The sequence below is a fragment of the Pseudarthrobacter sp. B4EP4b genome (assembly GCF_006680095.1).
GTDB lineage: Bacteria > Actinomycetota > Actinomycetes > Actinomycetales > Micrococcaceae > Arthrobacter.
In genome coordinates, this window is the sequence record NZ_VHIJ01000051.1 from 23208 (window position 1) to 42606 (window position 19399).

The 19399-nt window shown below is 65.3% G+C and carries 22 protein-coding genes; 12 read left to right on the forward strand and 10 right to left on the reverse strand.

Annotated elements, in window-relative coordinates; all coding sequences use genetic code 11:
* Nucleotides 1–37 precede the first annotated feature (37 nt).
* A complete protein-coding gene (locus FNL14_RS18055) occupies nt 38–985 on the forward strand; it encodes a 2-hydroxyacid dehydrogenase (RefSeq protein WP_142062805.1) in 948 nt (315 codons plus the stop codon).
* A gap of 92 nt (nt 986–1077) precedes the next feature.
* The gene (locus tag FNL14_RS18060; RefSeq protein WP_142062808.1) at nt 1078–1545 is read left to right on the forward strand and encodes an SRPBCC family protein; all 468 of its coding nucleotides are present in this window, start codon (nt 1078–1080) and stop codon (nt 1543–1545) included.
* A 16-nt stretch (nt 1546–1561) separates the two neighbouring features.
* Here FNL14_RS18060 and FNL14_RS18065 read toward each other — a convergent pair whose 3' ends face one another.
* Both FNL14_RS18065 and FNL14_RS18070 read right to left on the reverse strand, forming a co-directional pair.
* Entirely contained in the window at nt 1562–2821 is a 1260-nt protein-coding gene (locus FNL14_RS18065; protein WP_142062811.1) for an MFS transporter, read from the reverse strand.
* Nucleotides 2818–3195: a MarR family winged helix-turn-helix transcriptional regulator gene (locus tag FNL14_RS18070; protein WP_370455881.1), complete on the reverse strand. Its 378-nt coding sequence runs from the start codon at nt 3193–3195 to the stop codon at nt 2818–2820. The genes FNL14_RS18065 and FNL14_RS18070 overlap by 4 nt, the downstream gene beginning before the upstream one ends.
* A 208-nt stretch (nt 3196–3403) precedes the next feature.
* Here FNL14_RS18070 and FNL14_RS18075 point away from each other — a divergent pair, with 208 nt between their 5' ends.
* Nucleotides 3404–3901 (forward strand): GNAT family N-acetyltransferase, encoded by a 498-nt coding sequence (locus FNL14_RS18075; RefSeq protein ID WP_142062817.1) that lies wholly within the window; start codon nt 3404–3406, stop codon nt 3899–3901.
* Between the two features lie 35 nt (nt 3902–3936).
* Here the strand turns inward: FNL14_RS18075 and FNL14_RS18080 are convergent, their stop codons facing one another.
* On the reverse strand, nt 3937–5271 hold the full coding sequence (locus FNL14_RS18080) for an amidohydrolase family protein (protein WP_142062820.1): 1335 nt from the start codon (nt 5269–5271) through the stop codon (nt 3937–3939).
* A gap of 173 nt (nt 5272–5444) precedes the next feature.
* On the opposite strand from FNL14_RS18080, the gene FNL14_RS18085 reads away from it, so the two are divergent.
* Entirely contained in the window at nt 5445–6311 is an 867-nt protein-coding gene (locus FNL14_RS18085; RefSeq protein ID WP_142062824.1) for an alpha/beta hydrolase, read from the forward strand.
* Between the two features lie 97 nt (nt 6312–6408).
* On the forward strand, nt 6409–8115 hold the full coding sequence (locus tag FNL14_RS18090) for an HNH endonuclease signature motif containing protein (protein ID WP_142062827.1): 1707 nt from the start codon (nt 6409–6411) through the stop codon (nt 8113–8115).
* Nucleotides 8116–8273: 158 nt separating this feature from the next.
* Here FNL14_RS18090 and FNL14_RS18095 read toward each other — a convergent pair whose 3' ends face one another.
* Nucleotides 8274–8675 carry a DUF1801 domain-containing protein gene (locus tag FNL14_RS18095; protein ID WP_142062830.1) on the reverse strand — a complete coding sequence of 134 codons (402 nt, stop codon included), beginning with the start codon at nt 8673–8675 and terminating at the stop codon, nt 8274–8276.
* Nucleotides 8676–8801: 126 nt separating this feature from the next.
* On the opposite strand from FNL14_RS18095, the gene FNL14_RS18100 reads away from it, so the two are divergent.
* Complete coding sequence (locus FNL14_RS18100) at nt 8802–9146, forward strand: iron chaperone (RefSeq protein WP_091417515.1); 345 nt, start codon at nt 8802–8804, stop codon at nt 9144–9146.
* Between the two features lie 4 nt (nt 9147–9150).
* On the opposite strand, the gene FNL14_RS18105 is transcribed toward FNL14_RS18100, so the two are convergent.
* Nucleotides 9151–10335 carry a metallophosphoesterase family protein gene (locus tag FNL14_RS18105; RefSeq protein WP_142062833.1) on the reverse strand — a complete coding sequence of 395 codons (1185 nt, stop codon included), beginning with the start codon at nt 10333–10335 and terminating at the stop codon, nt 9151–9153.
* A gap of 185 nt (nt 10336–10520) precedes the next feature.
* Here FNL14_RS18105 and FNL14_RS18110 point away from each other — a divergent pair, with 185 nt between their 5' ends.
* The 5 genes from FNL14_RS18110 to FNL14_RS18130 all read left to right on the forward strand — a co-directional run bounded on the left by FNL14_RS18110 (nt 10521) and on the right by FNL14_RS18130 (nt 13997).
* Entirely contained in the window at nt 10521–10712 is a 192-nt protein-coding gene (locus FNL14_RS18110; RefSeq protein ID WP_091417519.1) for a hypothetical protein, read from the forward strand.
* Complete coding sequence (locus FNL14_RS18115; RefSeq protein WP_142062836.1) at nt 10709–11221, forward strand: DinB family protein; 513 nt, start codon at nt 10709–10711, stop codon at nt 11219–11221. Before FNL14_RS18110 ends, FNL14_RS18115 begins: the two co-directional genes overlap by 4 nt.
* A gap of 221 nt (nt 11222–11442) precedes the next feature.
* The gene (locus tag FNL14_RS18120; protein WP_091417525.1) at nt 11443–11823 is read left to right on the forward strand and encodes a VOC family protein; all 381 of its coding nucleotides are present in this window, start codon (nt 11443–11445) and stop codon (nt 11821–11823) included.
* Nucleotides 11824–12195: 372 nt separating this feature from the next.
* Entirely contained in the window at nt 12196–13227 is a 1032-nt protein-coding gene (locus tag FNL14_RS18125) for a DUF1524 domain-containing protein (protein ID WP_370455880.1), read from the forward strand.
* Nucleotides 13228–13289: 62 nt separating this feature from the next.
* Nucleotides 13290–13997, forward strand: a complete 708-nt coding sequence (locus tag FNL14_RS18130; protein ID WP_255470908.1) for an excalibur calcium-binding domain-containing protein — start codon at nt 13290–13292, stop codon at nt 13995–13997.
* A gap of 109 nt (nt 13998–14106) precedes the next feature.
* Here the strand turns inward: FNL14_RS18130 and FNL14_RS18135 are convergent, their stop codons facing one another.
* A complete protein-coding gene (locus FNL14_RS18135; protein ID WP_142062842.1) occupies nt 14107–14541 on the reverse strand; it encodes a nuclear transport factor 2 family protein in 435 nt (144 codons plus the stop codon).
* A gap of 130 nt (nt 14542–14671) precedes the next feature.
* Complete coding sequence (locus FNL14_RS18140) at nt 14672–15070, reverse strand: DUF1304 domain-containing protein (protein WP_142062844.1); 399 nt, start codon at nt 15068–15070, stop codon at nt 14672–14674.
* A 119-nt stretch (nt 15071–15189) separates the two neighbouring features.
* Between FNL14_RS18140 and FNL14_RS18145 the strand changes: the two genes are divergently transcribed.
* On the forward strand, nt 15190–16227 hold the full coding sequence (locus tag FNL14_RS18145; RefSeq protein WP_142062847.1) for a helix-turn-helix transcriptional regulator: 1038 nt from the start codon (nt 15190–15192) through the stop codon (nt 16225–16227).
* A gap of 13 nt (nt 16228–16240) precedes the next feature.
* Here FNL14_RS18145 and FNL14_RS18150 read toward each other — a convergent pair whose 3' ends face one another.
* The 3 genes from FNL14_RS18150 to FNL14_RS18160 are packed head-to-tail and all read right to left on the reverse strand — an operon-like array spanning nt 16241 to nt 19374.
* Nucleotides 16241–17494, reverse strand: a complete 1254-nt coding sequence (locus FNL14_RS18150) for an amidohydrolase family protein (RefSeq protein ID WP_142062850.1) — start codon at nt 17492–17494, stop codon at nt 16241–16243.
* Entirely contained in the window at nt 17495–17983 is a 489-nt protein-coding gene (locus FNL14_RS18155; RefSeq protein WP_255470909.1) for a GAF domain-containing protein, read from the reverse strand. It abuts the gene before it with no gap.
* The gene (locus tag FNL14_RS18160; RefSeq protein WP_142062853.1) at nt 17980–19374 is read right to left on the reverse strand and encodes an MFS transporter; all 1395 of its coding nucleotides are present in this window, start codon (nt 19372–19374) and stop codon (nt 17980–17982) included. The genes FNL14_RS18155 and FNL14_RS18160 overlap by 4 nt, the downstream gene beginning before the upstream one ends.
* Nucleotides 19375–19399: the final 25 nt, after the last annotated feature.

Sequence of the window (19399 nt, forward strand, 5' to 3'; positions counted from 1 at the left end):
CTTTTATGAACCCTTCGCTCCAGAAACTGGTGGCTGCATGACCGAGCCGCTGCGGGTGGCCCTGCCCGATCAGAAACTCATGGATGCGCTGGAGGCGACTGCCGGCGTCGAACTTCTCCTCTGGGACCTTACCGGGCCAGCTCCCGAAGGCCGGATTGACCTGCTGGTTCCGCCGTACATGGGCAAGCCGGGGGCGCTGGCGGCCCTTGAGGGGGTGGACGTTGGGCTGGTCCAGAGCCAGTCCATTGGGTACGACGGCGTGGCGGACGTCCTGCCCGAAGGGTGCATTTTCGCCAACGCGGCGGGGGTGCATGAGACGTCGACGGCGGAACTCGCCCTGGGCATGATGATCGCCAGCCAGCGTGGCCTGGCTGATTTTGCCCGGAACCAGGCCAGCGGAATATGGGACAACAGCCAGCGGCCCAGCCTTGCGGACCGGAGCGTGTTGCTGGTGGGCTACGGGGGAGTGGGCAAGGCCATCGAGGCCCGGCTGCTGCCGTTCGAAACCGAGGTGACCAGGATGGCCAGCCGCGAACGCGAGGACGCCGGCGGAAAAATCCACGGGATCGACTCCCTGTATGAGCAGCTGCCGCTGCACGAAATTGTGGTGGTGACCGTTCCCCTCAGCGAGCAGACCCGGCAACTGGTGGACGCGAAGTTCCTGGCGGCAATGCCGGACGGGGCGCTGCTGGTGAATGTGGCCCGCGGCCCGGTGGCGGACACCGACGCGTTGCTGGCGGAGACGTCCTCCGGCCGGCTTCGGGCTGCCCTGGATGTGACAGACCCTGAACCCCTGCCGGCCGATCATCCGCTGTGGACCACGCCAGGCGTGCTGATCACACCGCATGTGGGCGGGGCGAGTTCGGCGATGTTCCCGCGCATGGTCCGCCTGGTCAAGCGGCAGATCGGGCTGATGCTGGAGGGCAAAAGACCTGTGAACGTGGTGCTGGGTGTTCCCCAACGCGGGGTCACTTCCGGCCCTTAAAACTCTCTTTTTTGGGCCAAAAGTGACTTCGCGTTGGGGCTCCGCTGGCTTGAAGCTACCCAGGCGCGGTCCCCACTCCTATGCTTAGGGCCATGTCCACTTATGAAGTCCGCCGCAGCGCGGTCATCCCTGCTCCCGCCGAAGACGTTTTCCCGCTGGTCAACAGCTTCCACGAGTGGACCAAGTGGTCGCCGTGGGAGACCGTGGATCCGGGCATGAGCCGGCGCTACTTCGGCAGTGAGGCCGGTGTGGGCGCAGGCTACGAGTGGAGCGGCAACCGCAAAGCCGGCAGCGGAACCATGGAGATCGTCGAGTCGGAGCCATCCAGCCGGATCCACGTCCGCCTGCAGTTCACCAAGCCGTTCAAAGCCCTGAACCCCACCACCTTTACCTTCACCCCCGTACCCGGCGGCACCGAGGTCAACTGGGTGATGACCGGGGAAAACAAGGGCGCTGCCAAGCTGTTCGCGCTTTTTATGAACATGGACAAGCTGGTGGGATCGGACTTCGAACGCGGGCTGAAATCCCTGTCCGAAGCAGTGGCGGCCCGGAAGAGTTGACCCCGCAGCCGGCCGGTTATACGGCCGGCTCGCGCCGCCTGCGGAACACTATCCTCAGGTTGTCCCGGAAGCTGAGGCTGTTCCGGCGGCTCACCACGATGACGGCGAACAGTGCGGTGGCCAGTACCACGGCACCGCCGGCGGCCACTGACCAGCGGGCGCCGAACTCGGAGCCGATCCAGCCCATCAGCGGCGCACCCACGGCAGTTCCGCCCTGGAGGATGGCAAGGTACAGGGCCAGCACCCGTCCGCGGAACTGCGGTTCCACGGAGAGCTGGATGCTGGTGTTGCAGCTGTTCAGGAACGTGATGGATGCCAGGCCAACCGGTATGAGCACGGCGGCATAGAGCCAGAACGACGGCGATACGCTGGCCAGGAGCGTGAACGCACCCAGGCCCAGCGCCCCGCCGAGGAGATACCGCAGCCGCGGGCCGGCCCTGCGCGCCGCCAGCAGCGCACCGGCCAGCGTGCCCACCGCCATAATGGAGCCAAGGAGCCCGAATTCACCGGGTCCCACCCCGAACTCGACGGTGGTCATCAGGGCGTTGGTGATGGGGAAGTTCATGCCAAAGGCGCCCAAAATGCCCACCATAAAGAGGATCAGCACCAGATCCGGCCTCCGGCGGACGTAGCGCACGCCTTCCGCCACCTGGTGTTTGCTGCGGGACGGCCGGACCGCAGGGACCAGTTCCGAAGTCCGGATCCGGAACAGAGAAATGATCACGGCGGCAAAGCTGGCCGCGTTGAGCAGGAACACCGGTCCGGTGCCCACCCATGCGATCAGCACCCCGGCGATGGCGGGTCCGGTGAGCCGTGCGGTGTTGAAGGACGCTGAGTTCAGTGCCACCGCGTTGGAGATGTTGTCCTGCCCCACAAGTTCGGAAACGAACGCCTGGCGCGATGGCGCGTCGATGGCGCCGGCGATTCCCAGGCAGAGTGCGGCCAGGTAGGCATGCCAGAGCTGGGCGGTGCCCGTGACCACCAGGAGTCCCAGCACCAGCCCGGTCACACCCATGGCCACCTGCGTCCACAGCAGGATGACGCGCTTGCGGTAACGGTCCGCCAGCACTCCGCCGTAGGGGCCGAGCAGCAGCATGGGCAGGAACTGCAGGCCAGTGGTGATGCCAAGGGCGGCGCCCGAGTGGTTGGTGAGGACAGTCAGCACCAGCCAGTCCTGCGCCACCCGCTGCATCCAGGTCCCGATGTTGGAAACAATGGCCCCGCCGGCCCAGATGCGGTAGTTGCGGTTATCCAGGGCACGGAACATGGCGCTCATTTTCCGCTCATCTCCTGCATGATGTGGGCGGCCCGGCTCAGGATCTGCCGGTCCTCTTCGCTCAGCCCGGCCACGCGCTGGGCGAGCCAGGCCGTGCGCTGGTTGCGGGCTTCCGCCAGGACTGCCCTGCCGCCGTCGGTGATGTCCACGCGGACCTGGCGGCCGTCGTCGGGATTGGCCGCCCTGGACACGAAGCCCTGGTCGGCGAGGGCGTTGACGATGCGGGTCATGGAGGGAGCCTGTACGTGCTCCCGCTCGGCCAGTTCGCGGAGCGTGGTGGGGCCGCTGCCGTGCAGTTGGGCCAGCACTGTGTATTGCCCGGGGGTGATGACCTCGCCGGTGGCTTCGACGCGGAGCCTGCGGGATGTGCGCATCACGGCAGTGCGGAGTTCAATGGCGAGGGTGTCGGAGGAGGGGGATTCCGTGGTCTTGCTGTTGTCGGTCTTGGTTGTGGTCACTGTGGTGTTGCGCCTCCCGAAAATGCTTAGCATTGCTAATTAGTCCTGCTAATAAGTATGCTTCTGCGCAGGACTCAGGGCAAGGGTTCCGAAGGTTGACGTTCATCACTGGTTAGGCTGGGGCATGGATTACGTGCTGCGCCAGGCCACTCCTGACGATGCAGAAGCCGTGGTGCTGATGCACACACTGGCGCACGAGGAGTGCTATCCCCACCTGCTGTCCCCGGCCTTTTTTGCGGCCCGCCGGCAAGCAGTTCCCGAGCGGGTGGCCCGCCGTCGTAATCACCTGGACGTGGAGGACCCCCGCATCCTCGCTGTGGACGCCAACAACGAGGTGGTGGGATTTGCCGACGCCGGACCAGGCCGCGACGAGGATGGTCCCGTTCCGCTGGAGCTGTATTCGATCTACCTCCTGGGCCGCGCGCAGGGGATGGGTTTGGGGACGGCCCTGCTGGGCGCGGCAATCGGGGAGTCACCGGCATACCTTTGGGTGCTCGAGGACAACGTAAGAGCCCAGGCTTTCTACCGCAGGCTCGGCTTCCGGCCCGACGGCAGGCGTGGGCTGCTGCCGCCGGAGTGGGAAGGCCTGCCGGAGATGCGGATGGTCCGGGCGGGCCAATAGGCGGTTACGCTGCGCTACTGGCCCGCGTCGAGGACCTAGAGTTCGTTCCGCACCACCGCGCCCTGCGCCACCACAACACGCACCTTCTCCAGGGCGGAAGCGTCGGTGAGTGGATCGGCGTCGACCACCACCACGTCGGCCAGTGATCCACGGACCAGCCGCCCGACGTCGTCCTGTCCAAGAAGGCGGGCCGCGTGGACGGTGGCAGACTGCAGCGCTTCGAGCGGCGAGAGCCCGGCCTCGGCGAGCAGGCGCGCCTCGGTGCCGATGGGCGTAACGTCGGTGCCGAAGGAGTCGGTGCCGGCCACGATTGTCACGCCCGCCTCCTTTGCTGCACGTACCGCGGCCCGCAGGATGGGCGTGTACTCCATGCCCCGCGCTGCCAGGATGGGATTCGTGGAAGTTGCCATGCTGGTGATCGCGTCCATAGTGGGCGTGAAGTAGGTGCCGCGGCGGGCCATCTCGGCGATGGTGTTTTCGGAAACGAAGACGCCGTGCTCCACGCTGCGCACCCCGGCGCGCACTGCGCCGTCGATACCTTCTGCGCTGTAGGCGTGGCACAGGACGCCGGCCCCGTTCGCTGCTTTGACCACGGCGGACAGCTGTTCCTGGTTGTACACCAGCTCGCGCGGATCCTGCTCGGGGAGACCGGCGCGGGGGTTGGCGCGGGTCTTGATGACCTTGGCGCCGCGGCTTAGGTTCACGCGCGTGAGGTAGGCAAGGTCCGAAGTTTCCTTGACGCCGCCGGAGAGGGTGGCCAGGGGTGCAAGGTCGGGATCGGCCAGGAGTGAATCGCCGAGGTCAGGCGAGATGAAAAGGCCGGCGGGCGTCATCCGCGGGGAGACGCCGGGCGCCCACTCCGGGAGGGCGGCGAGCGCCACGTCCTGATAGAAACTGCTCGAACCGCTGCGCACGCTGGTGGCGCCGCCCTGCAGGATGGCGCGGGCGTCGGCGAGCGCGTTCGCGTGGACGTGCACATCCACCAGACCGGGGAGCACCCACCGGCCCGAGGCGTTCAGGACCTGCGCACGCCCGGCGACGGCGGCCACGGCCTTCCGCGTCTCGTCGCGCGTTCCGGCGGCGGTGACTTTGCCGCCGTCGAGCACCACAACACCGTCCTCGACGGCGTCTCCGGTCTTGGGATCGACGATGGTGCCGCCTTCGATGATCAGCGGCGGATTGGTCAGGGGGCTGCCGGGGTAGCTGGGACCGGAGGGCCGGTCCCCGGCATGCGCGGCCGGGGCGCCGCCGAGCTGGGCGGCAATGCTGGCCACTGAGATTCCGGCGAGGGCTGCGGCGCCAGCGAGGATTCCGCGGCGGGGAAGCCTGGCGCCGGGTGTGGGGGCAGAGGTGTGGTCATGAAGGCACATCGTTGTCTCCTTATGGCTGGATCGCCCGATCCGGGCGCGGGCTTCGACGATGCTACGTCGCTACTGGCCGGTATTGAACAGCCGTTCTGGGATCCCAGCCAAAGGAAATGGGATGACTTCTTCGCTCCGGTGCCATCCTGAAACTGGTACACCATTCATCGAAGGAGTATGCAATGGCTGCAACTGTTGAGGCCGTCCTCCATGACGGCTCCGTCATTCCGGTCAGCGTTCACGGTGATGGCCCCGCGCTGCTGCTGCCCGTCCGCCTTGAGCCATATGCGCATGAGCAGGCGGAGACGATACGGAAGTGGGGCGGGGATCCCGAGCTGGGACCAGCCCTGGTTGACGGGCTTTCCAGATCTAACCGGTTGGTCGTGGCCGATTACGAGGGCCACCGGATGGCCCATCCTGCTGCGGAGACCCTTACTCCGGACAACCTTGCTGCTGACCTCCTCGCTGTTGCCGACGCCAGCGGGACAGATGCCTTTGGCTACTACGGCTACTCCTGGCTCGCGCTCGCCGGGCTTCAAGTGGCCCTCCGCACTGACCGTCTGCGGGTGCTCGCGATGGGCGGGTTTCCGCCGTGGGACGGGCCTTACCGGAGCATGCTGGCAGTAACGCGTGCCGCGCATGCCGCATCTACCCGAGGGCCTGACCCGTCGGCAATTTCTATCGCTGAGGCGGAGCCGGGGGACTGGGACTCAGTGGCCGTGCAGACCACCGAGGCCCAAACCCGCCAGTTCGTCACCTTGTATGAGGCGTTGCAGGATTTCGACGACGTCGGTGCTGCAGTGCCGGCCGGGATGTTCCGTCTTGCGTTCGCCGGGGCCAACGACCAGATCGACTACAGCGAGCAGTGGGGCGGTGTCCGGGTGAGCATTGGCGAGCCGCTCGCAAAGCACCGCGACGAGCTGGAGGCCGCCGGCTGGGACGTCCAGGTCCTCCCTGGACTGGATCACCTGGGCGCGATGCACAGTTCAGTGGTCCAGCCCCTCCTCGGGGCGTGGTTAAGGAAGGTCGGCTGGGTGCGGGACGCCTAACCTTGGCTGGGGCGCCCGTCGAAGAGGTTTTCACCCCAAACCCCTGTCACCCCACGGTGCCAAGGTGATTGTCAGACCCCCTTGCGATGATTGATGCATGGGGAAAGCGGCGGTGGCGAAGGCGTTTGAGGACATCAAGGCCGCCCTTGCCGTGCTCAACGCGGAGGCGGAGGGCTGTGGTTCGGAGCCCTTCTCGGATGCTGATCCGCTGGCGGGGCTGGGAGATGGGTGCCTGGACATCCTCGCCGGGGCGCGGGCGGCGGAGGCCGGGTTCGCCGCTTTGAAGGCCCGGGCTGCCGTGACGTATGCGGACACTGCCCACGCTATTGCGGGGCCCGAGGCCCCGGTGCAGGCGCTGGAAATGTCCGTTGCCGCGGAAATCGGCGCCCTCCTGGCCCTCGGTCCCCGGGCAGCCGGCGCGTTCCTGGCCGCGTCCCACGCCATAACGAAGGAACGGCCGCTGGCGTTCTCGGCGTTGCAGTCCGGGACGATCACCTGGCCGCATGCCCTGGTCGTGGTGGAGGAAACGGCCGGCCTTGACCCCGCCGGCGCCGCCGCACTCGAGGCCCACTTCCTGGACCCCGGCGTGCCCCGGCCGGCCACGGCCGCCCCGATCGGGGAGCTGCCCGCCTACCGGTTCCGGGCCAAGGCCCGGAAGTGGCGGGAGCGCCACCACCCGGAATCCATCGAAAAACGCCACGCCAAATGCGCCGCGGACCGGCGGATGGAATACACCCCGGACCGCGACGGCATGGCCCGCGTTTCCCTCTACGTCCCCGCGGACCAGGCCTCAGCCATCTGGAACCGCACCACCGCCCTCGCCCGCGGACTCCAAGGCCCCAACGAACCCCGCACCATCACACAACTCCGCCCCGACATCGCCGCCAGCATCCTGCTCGGCGCCGGAACCGCGCTTCACCCCGGCCCGGAAACCAGCCCAGAACAAAGCAGCACAGCACAAAACACCACAGGCGAAGGAAACGAGGGACAAGGCAACCCGGTAACCACCGAAGATGGCGACCAGGACAGGATCGGGCTGGCCTCGCTCTCGCCGGTCGACATCAACGACACCGCCACCGGCACCACCGAGTACGAGAGCACCGCCGACCATGAGGCCCCCGGCGCCGCAGGAGACGAGGCCAACGCTGACAACGGGTACGCGGATCTCGGCAACGTCCCGGTACCCAGGGCTGACGTCCTGGTCACCGTCCCGGTACTCGCCCTCTTCGACATCACAGACGAACCGGCAAACCTGGACGGCTACGGTCCCATCCCCGCATCGATGGCCAGAAAACTCCTCGCCAACGGTGCGAGTTCCTTCTACCGTGTGCTGGTGGATCCACGGGACGGGGCGCCACTGGAAATCGGCCGCACCAGCTACCGGCTCACCAAAGCGATGAAAAAAGCCCTGCAGCTTCGGGACGGGAAATGTACTTTCCCCGGCTGCAACAACCCGTCCCTGGACAACGAGGCAGACCACCTTCAAGCCTGGCAGCATGGCGGGAACACTGAGATCAGTAACCTGGCCCAGCTCTGCCCGAAACATCACCGCCTGAAACACGCCACCGGCTGGACGCCCACCACGGCCACCCAACACGAGCCACCCGGATGGACCTCACCCACCGGCCGCCACTACAAAGCCGAACACCACGACTGGGAACCACCACACTGGCCACAACAACTGAAGCCAGGACAACTGGGGCATGCCCGCATCAATCCGACCTGCCTGCCCCCGGATTTCGTCTACGGCCCCTCCCCAGGAGAACAAGAACTCGAACGGTTCCTGCACGCCCCACCCGCCTGACTCCTCGCTGGGTTTCCGGTTCAGGGTTTCGACGCTGCATCGAAGGGTGGCTTCCCAGCCGCTCCCTGATCTCGCCCGCTTGGTCAGGGAATCCGGCGGCCGTGGCCCAGGCTCAGCCACCGAAGTGCACGGTGCTCAACTACCGCGACGTGGAAGGGTCAAGCGCCGGAACCTGCCTTGGCCTTCCGCCAGCCTCCGGAACGGTTGGTGGCGATGATCCCTCGGAAGATCTCGAGCAGGGGCTCCTCCTGGACGGGGTCACCTTCGTAGTACGAAATCATCCGGCCCGTTTTGTTGCCGTGGCCGCCGGTGATGATGTGGTGCGGGTCGGGGGTGAGGCCGCCGTCGTACAGAAAGACGTTGACGTGGTCCTTCGCTGCGAGCAGCGCGCAGATGTTGCCCTGCAGGACGAAGTAGGGCTGGACGGTGCGCTTGATGGTCTCCTCGACGGCTGGATCAGCGGCGTGGACCAGATCCCGCACCTGCTGGCAGATCGCCTGCTGCCACGGCGGAAGGGGCTCGATGTACTGGTCAACGCGGGGGTCTTTCTCGTAGCTCATCGGCGAACTCCTTCGAATGTCGGCGCCTCTACGGCAATGGTTCACCGTTCCATCGAAGAGGGGAAGACGTGGCCGTGCGGGAAGCCGCGCCCCGGCGTCGTACGTTCTCGGGTCTAAACTTGCCGCATGGGTGCCGTTGACGATTCCCTCGCCGCCATGTCCGGGACCGACCGCGCCTGCCTGCAGCGCGTTGTCGAGCTTGCGCGGAGCCTCGCGCCAGACGCCGTCGAAGGGATGAGCTACGGCATGCCCGCCCTGAAACTGGACGGCAAGCCGCTGATCGGCGTGGTAGCGGCGGCCAAGCACCTGTCCATTTTTCCGTTCTCGCCTGCAGTGGTGGATGCCGTCGCGCCGAGTCTCGAAGGCTATTCCCTGTCCAAGGGGACGGTCCGGTTCACGCCGGACCATCCCGTTCCCGATGACGTGGTGGCGGAGATGGTCCGGCTGCGGATGGCGGAGATCCGGAAGTAGCTCCCTAGAGTTGCGCCGGGTCCAGCGGCAGCGGAGTAATGGGCTGGTCATTCGCCGTCAGGTCGATGCCCAGGTCTTTGGCGAAGACCAGCCGGGTCAACTTGTAGATTCCCGCATGGTTTTCATCGAGTTCGAAGACACGGGCGCCGCGGAGCCTGTTCCGGTCGGCGCCCGGAAGCCCGTACGCGCCAAAGCCGGTCCCGGGCCCGTAGCCAAGTTCGACGCCGTAGTAGTTGCCCGCGTAGGTGTTGACGTGGTCGTGGCCCACGAAGTAGCCGCGGACATCCCCGCGCTCCAGAAAGGCGTTGAACAGGCCGGAGTTGAAGGGGCCCGGGCACTCGTCTTCGTTCCGCTCGCCCACGATGTTGTGCTTCTTCGCGGCACGCTGGTGGTCTGCGTCCGTCCGGGAATCGAGGCTGGCGAACCACATGTTGCGGTGCTCGTGCAGGGCGATGTGCCCCCACATCAGGGACGGAATTTTCCTGCCATACTTCTGTTCCGTGGCGATCGAGAGGTTGCGGTACCAGGTGACCTGGTCCATGCGTACCCAGTCCCAGTCCGGATAACCAGCGAAATCCTGGCCGTTAATGCTGTCCGGGGCGTAACGGCCGGTATCGATGAGCCAGAGGCCGAAAGCAGGGTCCTTGGACTTCGAGGACTGGACCAGCAGGAGCGAGTTGGAGGTGCCGGTAAGGCCGTCGATGGAGTCGCCGTTGATGTTGAAAGAGTAGCTTTGCAGGAACTGCAGCATTTTGTCCTCGGTCATGCCGGTCCTCGCAACGGAATCTTCATCGTGGTTGCCGAAGGTGACAGCCCAGGGGATCTTCCGGCTTTCCATGGGCAGGACCACATGGTTCAGTGCCTGCTTGACCTCCAGCTCGGCATCGCACCCGCCGTTGATAACGTCCCCATTGATCACCACGAAGTCCGGCTTCTCCGCGTCCAGCGTGCGGTCCATCAGCTCGATGGTCCGGCGGTCCGTCTGTTCGTCGTCCTGGGTGTCGTTGAACTGGATTACCTTGAACTTGCCGTCGGGGCGGAAGGCGAGGCTGGGCTTGGGCGCCTTAGCCCCCGGCGCCGCGTTAGCCCCTGTTCCAGCGGCGACTGCGACACCCAGTGCGCCAAGGGTGCCGGCGGCGGCCAGCGCCGCCCGCCTGCTGAAGCTGGATTCGTTAATTTTGGTGGTCATCGTTGCCTCTCTGCACATGGTGGGCGCCTCCACTTCCGGCCGCCGTCCCTGTGAGAGTAGGAAACTTCGGCGTCCGGGTTCCTAACGCACGGTAAACAGCGCATGCGGCGGCGGGCCGCGGTCTCAATCTGCGGCCGGCCCGGCAGGTTCCTCGACCCCTTCCACCGCTTGTGAGACCATCCGGTATGGGTGAAAACAGCGAAGAGTTGGACAGCGCCGGGGTGAATGACCAAGTGCAGGAGCCGGGAAATCCGCCTCCCGCGGCCGAACAGGGGCGGTCGATTGGTGACCGCCGGCGGGATGCGGAAGCCAAATTGGAGCAGCATCTGCGTGACGCGCGGAGCAAGGAAACGGAAGCCGACGGGCAGCAGCAATGAAATCGAACGACCTGCTGCTGGATGCGTTCGGCAGGATCCGGGAAACGGTGGAAGCAACTCTTGAAGGGCTCGACGACGGGTCCCTCACCGTCCGGCCGTCGGGAACGGGCAACTCGATCGCATGGCTGATCTGGCATCTGGCCAGGGTGGAAGATGTTCAGGTTTCGGATGTTGCGGGGCTGGAACAAGTATGGTTCACCCGGGATTTCGTGGGCCGTTTCGGACTGCCGCTTCGCCCTACCGATACGGGCTACGGGCACTCAAGCGATCAGGTGGATGCTCTGCGGGCTCCGGCGGAAGTGCTGCTTGAGTACTATGACGCGGTCCACCGGCAGACGGTTGATTTTCTGCAGAAAGTCAGCGACGAGGACTTGGACCGTGTGGTTGACACCCGGTGGGACCCGCCCGTCACGCTCGGCGTGCGGCTGGTGAGCACCGTCGCGGACTGCCTTCAACACGTAGGGCAGGCCGCGTATGTAAAGGGCCTGCAGCGGAAACCCGCAGAATAAACTTTCCCTATTTCGCTGGCCACAATTCAGTTCCATAATGGCCACATAGGCTTCGGGGACCCTCGCGCCGGTATGGCTGGCGGGGCGTTGCAGAGTCCCAGGTAGCCGCCCACAGCAGGGCGGAGTGGACGGCCACGCAGCCGCGGACAGAGACGTTCCGGGACTGCAATCGGGGGAGAGCAGCGCCATCATCGCGATAAAAATGCACAAAGGAATTTATTATGCTCAAAGATTCAGCAATCATTGCTGTTCTTCCGGCCAAGGACATCAACAGGGCCAGGGACTTTTACCGGGACAAGTTGGGCATTGAACCATCCGGTTCCATGGAAGAGGACAGCCTCATGTATACCTGCGGGAAAGGGACAGGCTTCCTCGTTTACCAGACGGACAATGCGGGGTCTGCCAAGAACACCCAGATGGGGTGGGAAACGGACAACCTTGACAAGGAAATGGAGGACCTGCGCAGCCGCGGCGTGACGTTCGAAGACTACGATTTTCCCGGCCTGAAGACGGAAAACGGCGTTGCCACCAGTGATTGGGGAAAGGCCGCCTGGTTCCTGGACAGTGAGGGAAACATCCTAAATATCACCCAGCGCGCATAGCCGGCAAAAGCCCGCGCGAGCCTCCTGCCCGCGCGGGCTTTGGGTACTGCGCACGCGATTATTAAGTGCAGAGCCTGCTGTGCGACGGGCATATCAAGGTTGGATCAAGAGAAGATCAAACTTGCCTCAGGTTCTTGCGAATCCCGGCTTTCCCCTCTTTTTGGCGAATAGGCTCCCAGCTGTAACCAACGCGGCTTAAGCAAAAGGCCCGGCTCATTGCCGGGCCTTTTTTCATGGGGGAAAACATTGTCAAAGTTTGGGAAGGTGCCGGGGCCTGCACGGAGACCGCGGCGGACGCGGAAGTCCGGGGCAGTTGCCCTTGGGGTTTCTCTGGCATTCTTTATCGCCGGCGCCATCGTCCTGCCTCGTGTTTTGTCCGCGGATCTGGAGACGGCAGCTTCAGCCAGCACAGCAACGGCGGCCCCGGCGGAGGCGAGCCCGACTGCGGAAGCTGCGCCGGCGCCGTCGTCCGTTCCCTCCGCCTGGGAGACTGCGGAGCCGCTGGCCCGCGAAACGTCCAACGTTGTGGCGCAGGGTGCCGCTGCGCCGAACGCGCCCGCCTTCACCACTAAGGCGATCGATCTGCTCGCGACACTGCCCATCAAGGGCCGGGCGCCCAAGACGGGCTATGACCGGGCGCTGTTCGGGCAGGCCTGGGCGGACGTTGACCGCAACGGCTGCGACACCCGCAACGACATCCTTCGGCGTGACCTGACGGACGTCACCTACACCAACAGCGTGCCCTGCAAAGTGCAGACCGGCACGCTGGCGGACCCGTACACGGGCGCCAGCATCAGCTTCCTGCGGGGGAGCGGGACCAGCACCGCCGTGCAGATCGACCATGTTGTTGCCCTCAGCGATGCCTGGCAGAAGGGCGCGCAGCAGCTGACCGCTGAGCAGCGGACAGCCTTCGCCAACGACCCGCTGAACCTCCAGGCCACGGACGGTCCCACCAACCAGAAAAAGGGCGACGGCGACGCCGCCACCTGGCTGCCGCCAAACAAGGCGTTCCGCTGCGAGTACGTGGCGCGGCAGATTACGGTGAAAGCGACGTACAGCCTCTGGGTGACCCAGGCGGAGCACGACGCAATGGCGAACATTCTCGCCGCGTGCACGGGGCAGTTGGCCCCCACGGAACAGCAGGCGGTTGCTGCTCCAGCACCACCTGCATCAGCACCGCCTGTGTCTGCCGCGGAACCGGCGCCCGTTGTTGCGGCACCTGCTCCGGTTGCAGTGGTGCCGGCTCCCGCTGCCCCTGCGGCAGTTGTTCCTGCACCGGCCGCCGTCTTCTATGCGAACTGCGCGGCGGCAAAAGCCTCCGGTGCAGCGCCCATCCTCACAGGCCAGCCCGGTTACCGGGCAGGGCTGGACCGCGACCTGGACGGCGTTGCCTGCGAAAGCTGACTCAAAGTCTTGGGGCTTTCAGGCCCCATGTTTCACCATCACAAACATTCCTAGGGGGAAAAGTGAAAAAGACACTGACATTAGTTGTCCTGACCGGACTGATGCTGACCGGATGCGGTGGCGGCAAGCAGGCAGCCGTGCAGGCAACTGAAACTGCAACCGCCGTTGCCGCAGTTGCAGAAACGGTGGTGGTTCCAGGCGTTATAGGCCTGACTTTGGACAAGGCCACGGAGCAGTTGGAAGATCTCGGCTTCAAAGTTGAGGCTGTGGACACCGTTGACGGCAAGTCGATCATGGTGAAGAAAAACTGGCAGGTGATTTCCCAGGACCCCACGGAGAGTGCCCAGGCTGCAAAGGGTTCCACGGTGCACCTCGGGGTCACTTCCCTTGAAAAGCTGGCCGCGGAAAAGGCCGCCGCGGAGAAGGCGGCTGCCGAGAAGGCTGCCGCCGAGCTGGCAGCTGCTGCAAAGGCTGCGGCAGATAAGGCAGCGGCCGACAAAGCCGCCGCAGACAAAGCGGCCGCGGACAAGGCTGCGGCCTATGCAGCCGCTGCACAAGCAGCGAAGCCCGCACCGGCTCCCGCTGCACCCGCTCCTGTTGTTCCCGCTCCCGCTCCCGCTCCCGCTCCCGCTGTACCAGCGCCGGCCGCGGCCTACTACGCTAACTGTGCCGCTGCCAAGGCGGCAGGTGCAGCACCGGTGCGTGCCGGAATGCCGGGCTATGGCAGGCACCTCGACAGGGACGGCGACGGCATCGGTTGCGAAAAGTAGGGGCCACTGCTGAGCTGACTCATCGTCGGATGAGCGCCTATTAGACAAGATGCCGTGGACGCCCTTTACGGGTTTCCACGGCATCTTCGGTTGTTTTTGGCCAAACCCCTCAGTGCGAGGTCATCTCCCGCATCAGCCCGAGCTGTGACAGGAACTCCACCTGGTCGAAGTAGAAATGGTGAGACGTGATCTCGCCGTTCTCCACTGTGGCCACGTCGCAACTGCGGATCCTGAGTTCCTTGCCGGTGGGCTGCATGGTTTCGCCGGAGGGCATCCGCAGGGGCCCGGTGTTGGTTCCGATCACGATGCCCTCATCGATCGCCACGTTCCCGGACTCGTACCGTCCCATCTGGTTGTACCGGACGTCCGGCATTGCTTCCCAAAGGTCAAAGAGGTAGCTCGTGATGGCGTCACGCCCGCGGATCTCCCCCTGGTCGGGGGTGTAGGCCACGGCGTCGGCGGCGTAGCTGCTGGCGAGTATCTCTTTGTCTTTTGATTCCATGGCCCGGTTTAAGCGGTCCATGACCTCGCGTGCCTGTCCCATAGTGGACCTCCAATTTTTGGGCGGCCTCACGGAAGCGGAGGCCGCTTCATGGATTGACTTCGGCTGCTTGCCGGAGCCAACTACATTTCACGCCTGGCCCGGATCGCTGTCAACGAGCCGTGCTATCGGTTCAGAACGGCAGCGCAACCAGTGCGATCAGCGCCGGCACCGTGGCGCCTAAAGTCCCGGGGATGCTGTCGCCCCTCCTGGGATAGTGGCCCTGCATGTCCGCCAGGAACATCGCCGGGGCGGTCAGCACCATGTTCAGACAGCAGTAGACCACCAGGGTATGACCAACCACCACGTGGCCCAGGTTCACGGCCACCACCCCGGCCAGGAGGCCCAGCCCGATCACCAGATTCCGGAATCCGGTGGGAATGGCCCACATCATTACGGCCGGAACGTTTTGCGGCGGGGTACTGAGGAACTTCTGCGCCCCCGGCCGGTGCATCAGGAAGCTCTCCAGCGGGAACACCACGATGTAGATCACGGCGGCGAGTACCGCGAAAATCTGGGATACGGCGTTCATGTAGGAAGAGTACGACGGCGTTGCGCGCCGCCCACATCCCCCGCACCGGGGTTCCGGGTGCTTGCGGAATCCCCACTGCAGGGGATTGCGTCACCGCCCGGTGGGCAGATACTGGAGCTATGTGGGAGGAGCGCGCTGAACGCGCGCGGCGGGAGATCGCCGCCCTGGCCGCGGGCGGACTGGGCCTGGCTGAGCTACATGCCGCTGCGCTCACCGTGGTGCAGCGGGAGGTGCCGTTCGAGCAGGGTTGCTGGGCCGGCGTCGACCCCGAGTCTCTGGTGATGACCTCTGTTACCAACTGGAGGGACTGGGGCGTGACGGAGGAGTATGCCGCACGCTTCGCCGAAACCGAGTACGCCGGGCAGGAACCGAACCGGTTCGCCGAACTGTCGCTGCGCCCGCAGCCCATCGCCCGGATTTCCGACGCGCCGCACCGGGACGTGACGGGCAGCGTCCGCATCAACGACATCCTCAAGCCGCTGGGCCTGGAGCACGAACTCCGCGCCGCATTCCGGGTGGACCAGGCGTGCTGGGGAGTGGGCAGCATCTTCCGGGAACCGGGCCCTGATTTCTCCGACCGGGAGGTGGACTTCCTCGCCGCCGTCGCAGACACCCTGGCGGCCGCCAGCCGGATCGCCGTGCGTTCAGAACATGCCGGCCGCCAGGCAACAGCCGGGCCGGTGATCGTCACCGCCGGACCACACGGAGAGCTGAAGGCAGCCACCGCGGCAGCGGCAGCCTGGCTGGCCGAGGTGGAGGACGCCGAACCGGGACGCTTCACCATGACCCTGCACTCGGTTGTGGCACATGCTCATGCCTCGAGATCTGGCACGGCCAGGGCAAGGATGAGCGGCGCCGGAAACAACTGGGTGGTGCTCCAAGCCAGCCGCCTGATCGCCGGCGATGATCCTGAACAGATGGTGGTCACCGTGGAGCCGGCCACCACCTATGATCTGGCTACCCTGCTGTTGACCGCCTATGGCGTCACTGCCAGGGAGCGGGAGGTCTGCCTGGAGGTTCTGTCCGGGAGAACGACGGCGGACATCGCCCGCCACCTGTTCATCTCCCCGCACACTGTCCACGACCACCTTAAGTCGCTCTTCGGGAAGGTGGGCGTGGGCAGCCGCGGGGAACTGGTGGCCAGGCTTGTCGCGTAGTGACCGCCCTCGGCTAAATATTGACCACCTTCCCGTTCTGGACCAGTACGTCCAAGTGGTCGGCAATGTCAGCCAGCACGGCGATGTCCTCAAGCGGGTCCGCGGACAGCACCAGCAGGTCGGCGTCCGCCCCCGGCGCCACGACGCCGAGCTGGCCCTCCCGCTCCAGCAGCCGGGCCGCCGTCGTGGTGGCCGAGCGGATGGCATCGATGGCGGGCTGGACCTTCCCCAACAGCCGGAACTGTTCGTTCTGGTGGCGGTGCATGCCGCCGAGCAGGTCGGTACCGAACGCCATTTTGACCCCCGCTTCGTGCGCGCGGCCGATCGCTTCGAGGCCGCTGTTGAGGACGGAGTCCACCTTGGCCCACATCTCTTCGGTCAGGCCGAAACTCCTTCCTTCCTCCTTGAGCGCCCAGTAGGTCACCAAGGTGGGCACCAGGAAGGCGTCCTTTTCGAGGAAGAGGCGGAGGCTTTCGTCGTCGAGCAGGTTGCCGTGCTCGATGGAACGGACGCCGGCCTCCAGCGCGCGGTTGATGGCCCGGGCCGTGTAGGCGTGCGCGGCGACGTATCGGTTCGCTGCCTCGGCTTCCTCTACGGCCGCGCGCATCTCCTCCATCGAGTATTGGGTGGAGTCGATGCGGTCTGTGGGGGATGAAACGCCGCCGGAGGCCATGATCTTGATGTGGTGTGCGCCCTTGCGGATTTCATCGCGGGCGGCGGCGCGGACGGCGTCCACCCCGTCGGCCACGCGGCCGATTCCGCAGCATCCCCGCCCGTTCGGATCGTGGTCTTCACCGGGCAGGCGCATGTCGCCATGGCCGCCCGTCTGGCTCAGCGCGTGCCCGCAGAAGTGGAGCTTCGGGCCTTCCAACAGGCCTTCCTGCTGTGCCATCGCCAAGCCGAAGTCCGCGCCGGAGAGGTCCCGGACGGTGGTGAAGCCACGGCGCAGCATCTGGCCCATGATCCGGGCCGTCTGCGCGTATACGTACGACGCCGGCGTGTAGGTCAGCGACCGGAAATCGGCACTGGAGGCCACCACGTGGACGTGGCAGTCAATGAGCCCCGGAAGGACGAACTTTCCGGTTCCGTCGATGACCCGGGCACCGGAGGGTGCCTCGGCGTCCGGACCAACGTGGCTTACTTTCCCGTCCATGCTGACGACGTCGGCAGTCGAGTAGGTGCCTGCGTCCACGTCCAGCACGCTGGCGTTGCGGATCACCAGGACGGCCGTTTCTTCAGCCGGGGCCTGGGTGTTCGGGGTGCTCATTTAGATGGTGTCCTTCCCATGGACATCGTGGGGATGGGCGGCAAAGGCTTCGGTGAGGCCCGTCAGGTTCCTATTGACGACGGCGACGGCGGCTTCCACGCTTTGCTGCGTGTAGCTGCCTTCAGCGTCCAGCAGGGCGAGGACACCCACCACGTTGCCGCCGTCGAGCACGGGAACGTTGATGACGGCACCGCAGCCGAGCCGCTGGATGAGTTCGGAATCGGCGAAGACCTCACGGAGCGAGGCCAGATCCGGGGCCAAGAACGGCTTCTTGTCTTCGATCACCGTTCCGAGCCAGCCGGGGGAGATTTCCACCGTTTTCTCACCGCCTACCGGGTACTCCGTCGGATGGCTGGTGAAGAGCCGCCGCAGGCTGGACCGCTCCGGGATCCACTGCAGCACAGTGAAAAGGATGACGCCGGGATCCTCCCGCATGGCGTCGAAGACCTGCTGGAAGACGACGTCCGATTTCATTGATGTTTCTGTCATTTCTGTCCCGTTCCCGCGGGCGCCGGATCATGCTCGGCGCGGGCGTTGATGTCTTCGAGGGATTTGCCGGCGGTGGAAGCGCCGAAGATGACCACGCCCAGGACGCCGATGGTCAGGACCACCGTTGTCATCACGAATACCCCGCCGAAGCCGAGCGCCACGGAGAAGATGCCGATGATGGACGGGGCCAAGATGCTGCCGATGCGTCCCACGGCACTGGCCAGGCCGACGCCGGTGGCCCGCATCCAGGTGGGGAACAGTTCGGGCGTGTAGGCGTAAACCCCGGCGTAGGTGCCGTTCAGGAAGAAGGACAGGGTTGCCGCGGCCACCAGGATCGTGCCCGAATCGTTGGACTGGCTCAGCCAGAAGGCGCTGAGCGCCGATCCGGTCAGGTACAGGGCGATGGTGTTCTTCCGGTCGATCCGGTCGTTCAGCCAGGCGGCGGAGAAGTAACCGGGGATTTGTGCGAGGTAAATGATGATCGAGTACTCGAAGCTTTTGGTGACGGTGATGCCGCGGCCCACCAGCAAGGTTGGGATCCAGGAGAAGAAGCCGTAGTAGGAGAACGTGATCACGAACCAGATCAGCCAGATCACGGCGGTCCGGCGGCGCATGGCCCTGGACCACATGAACTTCAGGGCATTCCAGATGCTGATCTTCTGCTCGTGCTTGGTGATTTCCTCGGTGGCTGGCGGAAGCGCGGCAAGGTTCTTGCCGGTTGCCTTCACCACGCTCTGCTCAAAGCGCTCCACCACGTCGGTCGCTTCGGCGATGCGGCCGCGGCTGATGAGGAAACGGGGGGATTCGGGCAGGCTGCGGCGCCACCAGAGCAGGAGGAGGATCGGGACGGCGGTGACCACCTGGGCCCAGCGCCATCCGTCCTCGCCCATCGGGACGATAAAGCGTCCAATCAGTGCTGCACCCACGAAGCCAAAGGAGAAGAATCCGGCCAGTGTTCCAATGAACCAGCCGCGGCGCTTCGGCGGAATGAACTCGGACAGGAACGGCGCGATGATGACGCTTTCTGCGCCGGCACCCAATCCTGCAAAGATCCGTGCAATCAGGAAGACCTCGAAGTTGGGGGCCATGGCGGCAACTACGGACATGAGGCAGTAGAAGGCAAGCGCCCAGAGCATCACCTTCTTGCGGCCGAAGCGGTCGCCCATCCATCCCGAGAGGATGGCTCCGAAGAAGAAGCCGAGCGGGGCAGCGGACCCCACCAGGCCCAGGCTGGCGTTGCTAAGGCCCCAGAGTTCCTGGATGCGCGGGAGCAGGAAGGCGACCACTGCACCGTCCATGCCGTCGAACGAGTAACCAAGGCCTCCAATAAGGAGAAGCTTGTAGTGTGGGCGACTGAGAGCCAGGCGGTCCAAGCGTGCTGTAAGTGACATTGGGGATTCCTGCCAGAGTGGGCCA